Source organism: Mucilaginibacter litoreus, from assembly GCF_042676805.1.
Taxonomy (GTDB): domain Bacteria; phylum Bacteroidota; class Bacteroidia; order Sphingobacteriales; family Sphingobacteriaceae; genus Mucilaginibacter; species Mucilaginibacter litoreus.
The window spans coordinates 1-13,458 of record NZ_JBHTHZ010000011.1; the positions used below are offsets into that span (position 1 = coordinate 1).

Annotated in this window: 13 protein-coding genes; 2 read left to right on the top strand and 11 right to left on the bottom strand. The window is 42.9% G+C overall.

Annotated features, from left to right (window positions below; all coding sequences use genetic code 11):
- Positions 1–129 precede the first annotated feature (129 nt).
- Positions 130–1,689 (bottom strand): L,D-transpeptidase family protein, encoded by a 1,560-nt coding sequence (locus tag ACFQZX_RS12115; RefSeq protein ID WP_377115605.1) that lies wholly within the window; start codon positions 1,687–1,689, stop codon positions 130–132.
- Between the two features lie 109 nt (positions 1,690–1,798).
- On the opposite strand from ACFQZX_RS12115, the gene ACFQZX_RS12120 reads away from it, so the two are divergent.
- On the top strand, positions 1,799–2,314 hold the full coding sequence (locus ACFQZX_RS12120; protein WP_377115608.1) for a DinB family protein: 516 nt from the start codon (positions 1,799–1,801) through the stop codon (positions 2,312–2,314).
- A gap of 9 nt (positions 2,315–2,323) precedes the next feature.
- Here ACFQZX_RS12120 and ACFQZX_RS12125 read toward each other — a convergent pair whose 3' ends face one another.
- From ACFQZX_RS12125 to ACFQZX_RS12165, 9 genes are all read right to left on the bottom strand, one after another.
- On the bottom strand, positions 2,324–2,944 hold the full coding sequence (locus ACFQZX_RS12125; protein ID WP_377115610.1) for an HAD family hydrolase: 621 nt from the start codon (positions 2,942–2,944) through the stop codon (positions 2,324–2,326).
- A gap of 18 nt (positions 2,945–2,962) precedes the next feature.
- Entirely contained in the window at positions 2,963–4,192 is a 1,230-nt protein-coding gene (locus tag ACFQZX_RS12130; protein ID WP_377115613.1) for an MFS transporter, read from the bottom strand.
- Between the two features lie 155 nt (positions 4,193–4,347).
- Positions 4,348–5,439, bottom strand: a complete 1,092-nt coding sequence (aroC, locus tag ACFQZX_RS12135; RefSeq protein ID WP_377115615.1) for a chorismate synthase — start codon at positions 5,437–5,439, stop codon at positions 4,348–4,350.
- Positions 5,440–5,592: 153 nt separating this feature from the next.
- A complete protein-coding gene (gene aroA / locus ACFQZX_RS12140; RefSeq protein ID WP_377115618.1) occupies positions 5,593–6,897 on the bottom strand; it encodes a 3-phosphoshikimate 1-carboxyvinyltransferase in 1,305 nt (434 codons plus the stop codon).
- Positions 6,898–6,994: 97 nt separating this feature from the next.
- Complete coding sequence (locus tag ACFQZX_RS12145) at positions 6,995–8,122, bottom strand: chorismate mutase (RefSeq protein WP_377115620.1); 1,128 nt, start codon at positions 8,120–8,122, stop codon at positions 6,995–6,997.
- Positions 8,123–8,246: 124 nt separating this feature from the next.
- The gene (locus ACFQZX_RS12150; RefSeq protein ID WP_377115891.1) at positions 8,247–9,152 is read right to left on the bottom strand and encodes a prephenate dehydratase; all 906 of its coding nucleotides are present in this window, start codon (positions 9,150–9,152) and stop codon (positions 8,247–8,249) included.
- Positions 9,153–9,474: 322 nt separating this feature from the next.
- Positions 9,475–10,365 carry a sterol desaturase family protein gene (locus tag ACFQZX_RS12155; RefSeq protein ID WP_377115622.1) on the bottom strand — a complete coding sequence of 297 codons (891 nt, stop codon included), beginning with the start codon at positions 10,363–10,365 and terminating at the stop codon, positions 9,475–9,477.
- Between the two features lies 1 nt (position 10,366).
- Positions 10,367–11,425 carry a 3-dehydroquinate synthase gene (gene aroB / locus ACFQZX_RS12160; RefSeq protein ID WP_377115625.1) on the bottom strand — a complete coding sequence of 353 codons (1,059 nt, stop codon included), beginning with the start codon at positions 11,423–11,425 and terminating at the stop codon, positions 10,367–10,369.
- Position 11,426: 1 nt separating this feature from the next.
- Complete coding sequence (locus tag ACFQZX_RS12165; RefSeq protein ID WP_377115893.1) at positions 11,427–11,633, bottom strand: RNA-binding S4 domain-containing protein; 207 nt, start codon at positions 11,631–11,633, stop codon at positions 11,427–11,429.
- Positions 11,634–11,772: 139 nt separating this feature from the next.
- On the opposite strand from ACFQZX_RS12165, the gene ACFQZX_RS12170 reads away from it, so the two are divergent.
- Positions 11,773–12,951, top strand: a complete 1,179-nt coding sequence (locus ACFQZX_RS12170; protein ID WP_377115628.1) for a proline dehydrogenase family protein — start codon at positions 11,773–11,775, stop codon at positions 12,949–12,951.
- A 3-nt stretch (positions 12,952–12,954) separates the two neighbouring features.
- On the opposite strand, the gene ACFQZX_RS12175 is transcribed toward ACFQZX_RS12170, so the two are convergent.
- Positions 12,955–13,431, bottom strand: coding sequence for a DinB family protein (locus ACFQZX_RS12175; RefSeq protein ID WP_377115630.1), 477 nt, complete (start codon positions 13,429–13,431; stop codon positions 12,955–12,957).
- Between the last annotated feature and the right edge of the window lie 27 nt (positions 13,432–13,458).

Consider the following 13,458-nt stretch of genomic DNA (forward strand, 5'->3'; position numbering starts at 1 on the left):
AACTGGTCAGGATCATATTCCTTAAAGACTACCTTGCCTCCCATGCCTTTAAGTTGCAAAAAATACACCTGAAACTAAAAGAAGCTGCCCTTTTGAGACAGCTTCGTTTTTTTTATAATATGTTGTCTTTTAAAGAGCTGCTAACTGTGAGCTGTTTGGCAAGAACTTTTTAAGATGTCCGTATAATACCACATCTAAACCATACACGTCGGGGCGGTATTGTAGGGTGCCGTTTTCATCGGCCCAACAGGTAACGTAGGTAATATATACAGGTACTTTTTTGGGTAGGGATAGGGTAGTTGGCGATGGTTTTGGGTCAGCCATATTCTTTTCGATGGTTTGATAAGCATTGCTTTCGCCGAATAAACTATGCGCCAGTGCCAGCGGGTCGCCTACACGTACACAGCCATGACTAAGCGCACGCATATTTTGATTAAAGGCGTTTTTAGCTGGTGTATCATGCAGGTAAACGCTGCTGTTATTTTTAAATAAAAATTTAATATTACCTAATGAGTTATCCTCACTCGGGCGTTGTTTAAACTCGTATTCACCTTTTTGCGCCCCTGACCAGTCTATTGTTTCAGGGTCTTCTACCTTTTTACCGTTTTTGTATACGTCGATACCTTTGTTTGATAAATAATACGGGTCCTGCGCGGCTTCAACCATAATTTCTTTAGTAGCAATGCTTTGGGGAATATTCCATACAGGGTTTACCTGGGCTGCATAGATCATGCTGTTAAGCTGCGGTGTTTCGCGGCTGAAAGGACGGTCTATCTTATCACTTTCATCATATTCAACCAGTGATATCTGATTGTCAGTGTTTCTGCCTTCACCAACTATAACCTTCATATTCAGTGCGGATTTTCCGTTTTCCATCACATCCAGGCGATAATCAGGGATATTAACAATTACATATTTGTTTTCCTTTGGCTTGTTTTTCCAGCGTAAACGCTCCAGGTTCACTACAAGGTAACGCAGGGTTTCTTCCTTGGTCATGCCTTGTGCCGTACCGCCGGCTATTAAAGCCTTCTGCAACATTTTATATTGTGGATCTTTAGGTTGTATACTATCTAAAAAAGATTTAAGGTTAGTTGCCCTTAAAGCGTTTAACATAGCAATGCTATCAGGCCTTATGGTTTGTGTAAAGTAACGGGCATAAATCTTTCTGGGGCTGATCATGCCGTACTGTAACGCATTTGAGTAATTGATAAGCGAGTTAGCGGTAAGCAGTTCCAGCTTAGCAATATCATGGTATGCTTCATCTAAGCTTTTTATTGCTTTTTTGTCTTTAAACTTAGCAACAAGTTGTTTTATTTCACCGGCCTTGAACATGCTTGGGTCTAAACCATGTTCGCTTGCCTTTGCAAAATAGTTGGCCGTCAGGTCGACATCGCCGTTAAACGTATGATCGGCCACGAAAACGGGGTCGTAACCGTTTTGCTCATAGAATGAAGCAATAGTTTTTGGATTAGTTAAATTGCCTTTCTCCTCTGCCAGTACCTGTTTAAAAACTTCGGCGAGGCCTTCAGGGGTGGCATCCTTGAAAATTTTATTACCTGTTTTTTTATAAAGCTCGGCCCCAAGGTCAGAGCGGCTTTTTTTACAGCTTTGTGTTACCAGCGCAACTATGGTAAGTACGCTTGCGAATAAAATAAATGCAGATCTTCGGAATGTATGTGGTTGTATCATAATTTTTATAGTAGATGTGAACCCTTATACAATAGCTGTACCACAACTATGATTTGCTTTAATTACAAAGGTATTACAGCCTGTAAGGAGGCAGCGTTTATATTTGAGGATGGGAAACATTAATCAGCCCGAGGTTTGGCTAAGAGGGCCTTTAATCAACATGCCGCCGCTGTTGCAGCCAGTAGCACATGCCTTACTGCAAGCGCGTGAAGAGCTTAACGCGCTGATGGAAAGCTTTGATGAAGGATATTTATGGCAGCCCGTGGCTGGTATGGCGTCTGCGGGTTTTCACTTACAGCATTTAACAGGTGTGCTTAACCGCTTATTTACTTATGCGCGTAACGAAGGTTTAACTGAAGAACAGCTCGATTATCTTAAAGAGGAAGGAAAACCGACTACTAAAGTGTACACATCTGCACAATTAGTTAAAAATTTTAATCAAGAGGTTGAGGCTGCTTTAAGGCAGCTAAGCCAGGAAGTTGAAGATCGGTTGACTGATTTCAGGGGGGTGGGGAGGCAACAATTGCCATCAACGCTGATAGGGCTTTACACGCATGCTGCTGAACATACCATGCGCCATTTAGGGCAGCTGATTGTGACAGTGAATGTATTGAAACATTCGTAATCAGTTATATTAATTCACAATTCCGGCTACATCCCGATAGTCGGCAGCGCGGTAAGTTACATCAGCGCCGGAATGTTTGTTAGCCGGATCGAACAAAAAAGTGTCGATACCTAATTCGTTGGCAAATTTTATTTCAGATTGCGGGTCATCACCTATCACTAATAAATCTTCTACAATATAACCATTATCAATCATGATCTGCTGGAATACGTCGCCTTTGTTCTTTGATGAAAGTTCGGGATCTACCACGTAGATGTTCTTGAAATCATCGGCAATACCCAGCATCTTAACCTTACTATATTGCAATTTGGTGAAGCCTGTGGTTACAAGATATTTATCGGCCTTTACTTTACGCAATACATTATATTCTTTAAAGGGTTGCATTGGCTCATTAAAGGTCAGATTTTTCAATAATTCAATTCCTTTGCCTCTTAAATCGTCACTAAAACCATACTCATCGGCCACATGCTGGTATGGTCGCCTGGTGAGTTCATGTTTAGCCTTAGCTGCTGCCTGTTTATCGGCCAGTTTTTCGTCTATCAGCTCAAATAATTCAAGAAACAGTTTATCAGCGATTGAGCTTACAGGATAAATCGTATTATCCAGATCAAGTATAAGAGCACGTTTCATAAGCGTAATATTACGTGTTTATATATTTATAAGCTTGGTTTTTTGTGATTTATTATGGTAATTGAATTTATACACTAACCAAAGGCTTAAAGCTACAGCAAGGCAGATAACTCCTAATAGATACCAAAGTACAGTAAAACCGCCCAATACAATAACCTGACCGCCAAGTGCAGGGGCGATAACCTGCGCTCCCGACCATGACATGGTGTATAAAGCCGCGTACTGCCCGCGGTTACGTTCGCCCGAGCGTGATATCCAGAACGAGTTCATGAACGGCATGCTCATCATTTCGCCCAGTGTTACAATGAGTACTATTATAATACCCGATATTGGATGTGGTGCCAATACATTTAGCAGCACAAATGCTGTCCCGGTAATTAATATGCCATATATAATGTATACGAGCGCATGCCTGCGCCCCTCAAGCATGTTTACCATCACTAATTCTACCAACGCGATAATAATACCGTTTAAAGCCAATAAAACACCTATGAGCCTTACGCCAAAATGCCAGTGCAGTTTAAAATATACCGGCTCCATCACAAAAAACTGAAAGAAACATACATTGAAGAATGTTACCAGTATAATAAAAGTAAGGTAAATTTTATCCTTATAAGCAGATTTTGGCTTTTCTTCATGCGGATGTGGTTTTTCGGGCCTCGTGTAACCGGACCGTGGCATCAGTTTCATAAGCACTAACGCCGCCACTATATTAGTACACCCATCTACCCAGAATAAAAGCTTAAAATTTATTGAAGCCAGTAAACCACCCAGCGCAGCGCCTACAGCCCAGCCCAGGTTGGTTGCCAAACGATGCAGCGAGTAAGACCGTGTTTTATTTTCCGGTTTGCTGTAGTAAGCTATAGCCATTGAATTGGCCGGCCGGAATGCTTCGTTACATAAGCTCAGGATAAAGGTACCTATACCAAGTGTTATGAAAGTGTGCTGATATGCCAGTGAAATAAATAACAGGCCGCCGCTTAGCAGCGCGCCTAATTGTATATCGTAAAAGCCAATACGATCGCTCAGCCATCCGCCCAGGTAGGCGCCTATGATGGAACCTGCACCAAATAATGCCATTATATAACCCGCCTGCGCAACCGAAAAGTGAAGCTGGTTAATGCAGTAAATAGTCATGAAAGGTACAACCATAGTGCCTGCACGATTTACGAGCATCACTATGCTCAAATACCAGTTATTACGTGCAAGGCCGCTGTAAGCGTTTTTGTATAATTGAAACAGTGACATTGGTTAGATGTGCAGATTTTAAATGTGCAAATTTCAGTTATGCAGATTTTAAATATGTAAGTTAATTAAAACATCTTTTTTTGAAGGTGAGTTGTCACATCTGCACATCTGCACATCTGCACATCTGCACATCTGCACATCTGCACATCTGTACATTAAAGCTTAGCGTTTTTATTGCGCAGCCAGTGGTCGGCTATAACAAGGGAGGCCATGGCTTCAACAATGGGTACGGCGCGTGGAACTACACATGGGTCATGACGGCCTTTGCCAGATATCTCTGCCGCGTTTCCTTCACCATCTATTGTTTGCTGGTTATGCATAATAGTAGCTACGGGTTTAAAAGCTACTTTAAACTCTATAGGCATACCATTACTTATACCGCCCTGTATACCGCCAGAAAAGTTGGTACGCGTACCAATATTTCCTGATGCATCTTTAATAAAAATATCGTTATGTTCAGATCCGCGCATTTCACTGCCGCTGAAACCCGAGCCAAATTCAAAACCATGTACGGCATTGATGCTGAGCATCGCCTTGCCTAAATCTGCATGTAGTTTATCAAACACAGGTTCGCCCAAGCCAACCGGACAATTCTTGATGTAACAGCTTACCTTTCCGCCGACGGTGTCGCCATCTTTACGCACACTATCAATAAAGGCTATCATTTCTTCGGCGGTGGCAGGGTCGGCACAGCGCACAATATTTTGCTCGCGCTGAGCGATAAATTCATCCGCATCTTCAATAAAAACATTGGGGGCATCAATCCTGCCAACGCTGCTTACATGGGCTACAACATCTATCCCTTGGGTTTTTAAAAGCAGTTTGGCCAAAGCGCCTGCCGCTACACGGGCAGCGGTTTCGCGGGCGGACGAGCGGCCACCGCCACGATGGTCGCGAATGCCGTATTTGGTAGCGTAAGTGTAATCAGCATGAGAGGGGCGAAATACATCTACATTATGGCTGTAATCTTTAGACCGCTGATCTTCATTCGGAATAAGCATAGCGATGGGCGTACCCGTAGTTTTACCTTCAAAAGTGCCTGAAAGGATCTTAACGGTATCGCTTTCCTTACGCTGAGTAGTTATCTTGGACTGACCAGGCTTGCGCTTATCCAGCTCGGCCTGAATATAATTTAAATCCACTGTTAAACCTGCGGGGCAGCCATCGATAATTACGCCGATCGCTTCGCCGTGTGATTCGCCAAATGTTGTAATTCTTAATAATTGCCCAAATGAGTTGCCTGCCATCGGATTTTAGATTTGTGAATTTAGATTTTGGATTTTTTTTTCCACGTCATTGCGAGGTACGAAGCAATCTCCAGATAGGACAATCTGCTCTGTATAGTTCGAAGATTGCTTCGTGCCTTGCAATGACGCGATATTTTAATTTGCTTTATACTTTTAGCTTTCAGCTTTTTCCTGTACCGTAAACCCCACTTTTTGCAAATCAGTCCAGAATGCCGGGTAGGATTTTTCAACTACATCGGCGTCTTCTATTTCCAGCCCGGGAATCACTATGGCCAGTGGTGCAAATGCCATCGCCATACGGTGATCATCATAAGTGCTTACAAACATACGCTGCGGAATTTGCTTTTCGCTGCAATCGAGCTTATAAACCTGGCCTTTCTCTATCAGCTTAACGCCGATCTTTGCCAATTCGGTCTGCAAAGCCAGCACACGGTCGGTTTCTTTTATTTTTAAAGTTTCCAATCCGGTAAAAGTAGCGTTATGGCCTAACGCCGCGCAAACAACAATTACGGTTTGCGCCAGGTCCGGGCATTCCTTCATATCAAAGATCTTGCGTGCTAAAGGCTTGGGTTCTTTAGTAAGATAAACACCGCCATCTTTAAAAACAGAAGTGATGCCAAAATTGGCCATAATCTCGGTGATCACACTATCACCCTGCAAACTATAGGAAGTGAGGCCGGGCAAAAACAATTCGGCTTCGTCGCTTAAAGCTGCAATGGCGTACCAGTATGATGCCGCGCTCCAGTCAGGTTCAACGTGTAAAGACGTTTCTGCAAAATTTTGATGCTCAATAGAAATAACGTTCTCCGTCCATGTATGGCCTATACCCGCCTGGTTAAGCATAGCCAGGGTCATCTCCACATAAGGGCGGGACGTAAGCTCGCCTTCGATATGCAGCTCTAAGCCTAAGGGTAGTTTCGCAGCTATAAGTAATAAAGCGGTAATGTACTGGCTGCTGATATTACCCTTGATAGTAATATTACGGGTTTGTTGCTGGAAATTACCTTTAAGTATGATAGGAGGGTATCCTTCATTTTCCTCATATTCTATAAAGGCACCTAAACTGCGCAGCGCATCAACCAATACACCTATTGGCCTTTGCTTCATCCTTTCGCTGCCTGTTAATACAACTTCCTCGTTGCCGATGGCGTAATATGCCGTTAAAAAGCGCATGGCAGTACCTGCAGGGCCAATGTTGATCAGGTGCGGGGTGCGGGTGTCGCGTTGCGTGTTTTGGAACTCGCCAATCACGCTCTCCGCTCCAATTTCTTCGTTTCCTCTTAAAATTCCAGCTAACGTTACAGTGTCTGCTGCGTCAGATATATTTTCAACTTTAACCTTACCAGTACTAAGCGCCTCGATAACAAGGGCGCGGTTACACTCACTTTTTGAACCAGTAAGTTGTATGGTGCCCCTGGCCGATTGGCCTTGTTTGGTAAGTATTATGTTATGTTTCATAATTTGATGTTTAGCCTCTCCTGAATCCTCTCAAAGGAGAGGACTTTATATCATTTATAATACCCTTCTCCTTTTGGAGAAGGGCTGGGATGAGGCCTTAAGCGTGTGTAAGTTTCTCGGTAACCTGGCCGGCTTCAACGTTCATGATCTCGGTTTGTTTACGTATTGACTCGTTATGCATCAGCTCTAAAAACTTCTCGGTGAATTCGCCGCTTAACTTTAATGCTTTAGCGTAACCTATGCGTTTTTGCAATATCTCGTCCCAACGGTTAACCTGAAGGATGGTGATGTTGTTGTCTTTTTTGTAGTTGCCGATCTTCTCAACAATCTGCATGCGCTCGGCCAGTTTCTGGATCAACAGGTCGTCAATTTTGTCTATCTGGTTACGCAATTCGGTTAGTTTATCGTTAACCTCGGTGTTGCGTGTTTCAGGCTTACGCAATGCCAGATGATCAATAATTTCTGACAATGCAGCCGGAGTAACCTGTTGTTTGGCATCTGTCCAGGCTACGGTAGGGTCGATGTGTGATTCGATCATTAATCCCTGCATATCCAGGTCAAGCGCTTTCTGAGAGATGTAACCAATCAAGTCACGGTTGCCGGTAATGTGGCTTGGATCGTTAATTATAGGCAACTCAGGCGCTAAAGTTTTAAGGCTGATGGCAACATCCCACATCGGCTCGTTACGGAATGCTGATTTTTCGTAAGATGAGAAACCACGGTGTATAGCAGCCAGCTTGGTTATACCGGCGTTATTGATACGCTCTAATGCGCCCACCCATAAAGAAAGGTCCGGGTTAACGGGGTTTTTTACCATTACCGGCACATCAACGCCTTTAAGCGCGTCAGCAATTTCTTGTACGGTAAAAGGGTTTGCGGTTGAACGTGCTCCAACCCACAGGATATCTACACCCGCAGCCAAAGCCTCTTCAACGTGTTTTGCAGTAGCAACCTCAACAGCGGTTGGCAGGCCGGTTTCTTCTTTGGCGCGTTTTAGCCACTCCAGGCCAATGCTGCCAATGCCTTCAAACTCGCCGGGGCGTGTACGTGGTTTCCAGATACCTGCACGCAACGCGGTTACTTTTCCTGTTTTTGCTAATAAGTGTGCGGTTGCCACCAACTGGTCTTCAGTTTCGGCGCTGCATGGGCCGGCTATCAAAAGAGGTTCTTTACCTGCTTTATTTATCCAGGTATTTAAAGGCTGTATGTTTAAGTTAAGTTTCATATCTTTTTGTTTTAAGCCCGGAAGACGGAAAGACCGCGAGTCCGGAAGATGGTTAATTGTTCTTTTGTTAGTGATACGTTTTGTTTTCTTTCGGACTTTCCCGACTTCGGACTTCCGACTAATTTTATTCTATTCTTTTTACTGTTATATATCGTTTCTTACTTTCAGGGTTCTCCTTCACTTTCGGCGTAGAATCTTCTTCATACTTCTGATATTCTCCCAAAATGTTAAAGTTGTGTGTGTATTTTAATATCTGGCGGATAGCGTTATCATACTGTTTGGCTTCTTCCCACTCAATATCTACGTAAAAATTATACTCATTGCGCCTGCCCAATACCGGCATGCTTTGTATTTTGCTCATGTTAACATTTTCATGCGCAAAAATATTAAGCACCTTTGCCAACGCGCCTACTTCATTATTCACCTGAAAGCACAGGGACGCTTTGTTGGCCGGGCCTTTACGTCGAGCATTTTCATGTGTGGTGAGTATCAGGAAACGGGTGAAATTAAGCTTGTTCGACTCGATGCGCCGCTCCAAAACATCCAGGCCATATAACTGCGCTGCGAGTGTATTGGCAATGGCAACAGTATCAGTAAGCTGCTCATCGCGAATACGTTTGGCACAGGCGGCGGTATCATTACTTTCAACAATTTTGAGATGTGGATATTCATCAAAGAAATCGATGCACTGGCGTATGGCTATGGGATGAGAGGTTACATACTTTACATCATCAAACCTAACACCAGGCAATGCCATCAAATGAAGCTGAATAGGTACGTATACCTCGCCAACCACCGGGTAGCTATAACCCATCATGAGCGAATAGTTAGGCAGTATACTACCAGCAATACTATTTTCGATCGCCATCACTATGTAATCCGCTTCTTTATTTTTAAGCGCCTCAAACGTCTGCTTGAAAGAGTTACACTCAATGGTTTCAATGCTTTCACCAAAGTATCTGAAGGCGGCCTCTTCATGGAACGAAGCGCGTATCCCCTGTATGGCAACTCTCGGTCTGTCAGTTTTCATCATCTGTATAAAGCAAAAAGTCCCGGCTTTTGGGCCGGGACTTTTCAGTTTCTTATTATGTGTGTTTAGTACATATTAGTCCCGGCTCTTACTGCTAAAGTAAAAGTAGAAACCCCAGAAATATGCACGTTGTGTATTCATTGCTTTGTTATGGCGTAAATGTACAAGTAAAAATTGTTTTGTCAATAGATAATTTTATTTTTTCATAAAATTTTAAGTTGAACCAAATAATGTTTGGTAAAGTGGCTTAACTGTGGATACTTAAACTGCTTTATGTTCAAGTGTGGACACTTGAATGTTTAACAAATGTAAGCGTCCACGCTTACAAAAGCTTTTTATATTCTTTTTGCAATACTCTTGCAGTTTGCGTGCTGCCATCGTGGCTCCAGCCGGGTGGGTTAAAAAGATATTTAAGCTTATTGCCTAAACCGGGTGCTTTTTTTACATCGGCTATCAAAGATTTCCACTCGTGAAAGATAACATTTAAAGGGCCCATGTTTTCGGGTTGGTGGGTAAGCCCGTATTTTACAGGTTCATCGGCATGCTCATCATGAAAGGTGCCGAAGATCCGGTCCCAGATGATAAGTACCATGCCCATATTTTTATCAAGGTAAGGTATGTTTGATGCATGGTGTACCCGGTGATGCGCTGGTGTTACAAATATCCAGCCGTACCATTTTGGCAACGGTATTTTATATTGTGTATGTACCATGTTGCCATATAGCTGAGTGATCAGGTAAGCATATAAAATATCTACGGCATTAAAACCCATCAGCGCCAATGGTAAATAAAAAAAGGTACGGTATAATGGTTCAAATACGGTGGACCGGAAACCCGTGGTGAAATTAAAATGCTCTGACGAATGATGAGTAACATGCATGGCCCAAAACAGGCGGCAGTAATGCCCTGTATAATGCAGCACCCAGTATAAAAAATCCTGAGCTACAACCAATACTAACCAATAAAAAAAGGTATTGTGTATTTGAAAAAGCCGGTATTGCCAAACAAAATGCAGCATAAAAAAAGTACTGCTGTTTACTGTAAGGTTTAAAAAAAATGCAAGAGTGGTAAGATAGATATTGGTAAGCGTATCGCGTTTCTCGTAATACCGGCGGTTCTCGCGGTAGCTTAGCCACATTTCAACAAGCGTAAGCAATACCAGTAAACTTACCAGTACAATAACGGCTTCGCTTCGGGTATCAATAGCGGGCATTCTATAGTGCGGCGTAATATCTTAAGCTGTCGCAAAGTTCGTCGGCAAAGCAAATATTGTCAATACTGTATTGTCCAATGTTTGTCAATAAAGTGCAATTGATGTTACCGTTCAGATTCTTTTTGTCCTTTTGCATGTGCTCCAGCAAGGTAGGGAGGCTTTCTTCTGTTATTTGGTAATGAGGGTAAAGGCCACCTAATACTTCAATTATTTCAATAAGTTCGTTATCCGGCAAATCGGTTTTTTGGTTGGATAGCCATGCTTCGCAGATCATGCCAATGGCAATGGCCTCGCCATGTGTCAAAGGATCTTTGTCGTTAAGTAACGACCATGTTTCAACGGCATGACCAATAGTGTGGCCAAAATTCAGCGCTTTACGAATACTTTTTTCGTGCGGATCCTGTAGTACTATCTCATTTTTTATCTCTACCGAACGATGTATCAGCTCTGTGGATGGCAAGCTCAGGTCGCTTGTTTTTAAGGTGTCCCAATATTGCCTGTCTACAATCAAGCCATGTTTAAGCATTTCTGCCAGCCCGGAAAGTATCTGGCGCGGTGGCAGGGTATGCAAAAACTCATCTGCCATGAAAACCGCCCTGGGCTGTGTAAATGTGCCGATGATGTTTTTTATCCCATCAACATCTACACCTGTTTTGCCGCCTACGGATGCATCAACCTGCGATAATAGGGTAGTGGGTACCTGCACAAAGTCGATGCCCCGTTTATAGGTAGAGGCAACAAAACCTCCCATATCGGTAATAACACCACCACCAAGGTTAATCATTAGCGCTTTGCGGTCGGCGCCAAAGTCAATCAGCATTTTCCAAACACCCACGCAAAAATCAATGTTCTTGTTCTCTTCACCGGCATTAACTTCAATAATGTCGAAGTTATCCAGATGGGCCAGTGCTGTCTGCACTATGGGTAAGCAATGCTCACCGGTGTTTTCGTCGGTTAAAATAAAAAAGCGTGAGTAGTTACCTTGCTCAACAAATTTTACAAGTTCCGGAATGCTGTTTTCAAAAATTACCGGATAGCCTTCGCTTTGTATGCTTTGCATCTTAAATTACCTTTATCTGCTGCCCCCGGTATTCAACCACGTCGCCGGGTTTAACCTTAAGGCGCTTACGATAGTCAACCTGGCCATTATACTTTACTTCGCCTTCTTCAACAACTACCTGTGCCTCGCCACCTGTTTGCACCAGGTTAACGGCCTTGAGCAGTTGAATCATGGGTATAAAATCGCCGGTTATCTTAAACTCTGTCATGAGCGGCAAAATTACACTATTCATGTAATAATGAGCTATGATTTTATAATTTTGCATCCGGTTTGGAGTTAATAGATTCAATGGTTCACGGTTGTGTGCTCATAATCTTGCCGGCGATGAACCATGAATATACTGACGCATGAGTTTAAACGACAAATTATCTTTCGAAAACACCGAAATCGCTTTCCGCCATTCTTCTAACGCCGACCTTAACCGCGCTTACTGGCTGTTTAAAGTTATCAATGTAAATTTCCTGGTTAAAATTGGGCCACCGGTTACCAATTTTGCTATGAAAATAGGCTTGCCCATAAAAGGGTTGATCAAAGCCACCATATTTAAACACTTTTGCGGTGGCGAAACTATTGAAGAATGTACTAAAACCACCCAGAACCTGGCACAAGGTGGAGTAGGCACTATATTGGATTACTCTGTTGAAGGTGAGGATGACGAAAAAGTATTTGATAATACACGAGATGAAATTATCCGTACTATTATCACTGCATCAAAAAGCAAAAGCATACCGCTAACGGTATTTAAAGTTACCGGCGTTGCACGTTTTGGTTTACTGGAAAAGCTTGATGAAGGACTCAAATTAAGTGTTGATGAGCAGATTGAATGGCAAACCGCACAAGACAGGGTGTTAGCTATATGCGAAATGGCACATAGCCTTGGTGTACCGGTGATGATAGATGCCGAGGAAAGCTGGATACAAAAAACCATTGACAACCTGGCCATCAATATGATGCGATTTTTTAATAAGGAAAAAGGCATTGTTTATAACACTTACCAGTTGTACCGCCATGATAAGCTGGCATCATTAATAGCAGACCACTCCATTGCTGAAGAAGAAGGGTTTATTTTAGGAGCCAAAATAGTGCGCGGCGCTTATATGGAAAAAGAGCGTAAACGTGCAGAAGAGAAAGGCTATCCATCGCCCATACAGCCAGATAAAGCCGCTACCGACCGAGATTATAACGACGCAGTTATTTATTGTGCCGATAATGTTGACAACATAGCCTTTGTTGCCGGCACCCATAACGAAGATAGCTGCCGCCTGCTGGCCGATTTGCTGAACGAAAAGAAAATCGACCACAAGAATCCGCATGTATACTTTTCACAGCTTTTAGGCATGAGCGATAATTTGAGCTTTAACCTGGCTAATGCTGATTATAACGTTGCTAAGTATGTTCCTTACGGGCCGGTTAAAGCGGTATTACCCTACTTATTCAGAAGGGCGCAGGAGAATACGGCGATAGCAGGCCAGATGAGCCGCGAGTTGGGTTTGATCACTAAAGAGAAAAAACGCCGGGCTTTATAATCATCAGGTACGGATAACATCTGTATCTACAGGAATATAACCAAGTTGCCTGCTCATATTAGCCAGTTGGCCTTTATGGTGAAACTCATGCGTGGTTACATGCGTAAATAGTTGCAATGGTGTTAGTGTAAGCTCGATGCCCTGCCTTTTTGGTAGTGTAAGCGGGATATCAAGCTCGTCTTTGAAATGCTGAAGAAAATCGTTTACAATTAAGTTTACCTGATCAAATACCATGCGGATTGCCTGCATGTTATTATAAGTATTAAGCTCAAATAAAGGGAGTTGTTGCTGCCGGGCAAAATTTACCAGCCAGCTTAAGTAGGTATCTGCAACATGGATCATCAAACCACCCATATTTTTGTTATCGTATAAAGCAAGTGGCTGCATTAAATGTGCCTCACTTATAGTTTCGCAATAATCAAACATAGCGCCCCTCGACGATAAAACCAGTTGGTATTGATGTAGCAGTGTAGTATACATAATGGAAAAGCAAGTCTAAAAATTGTT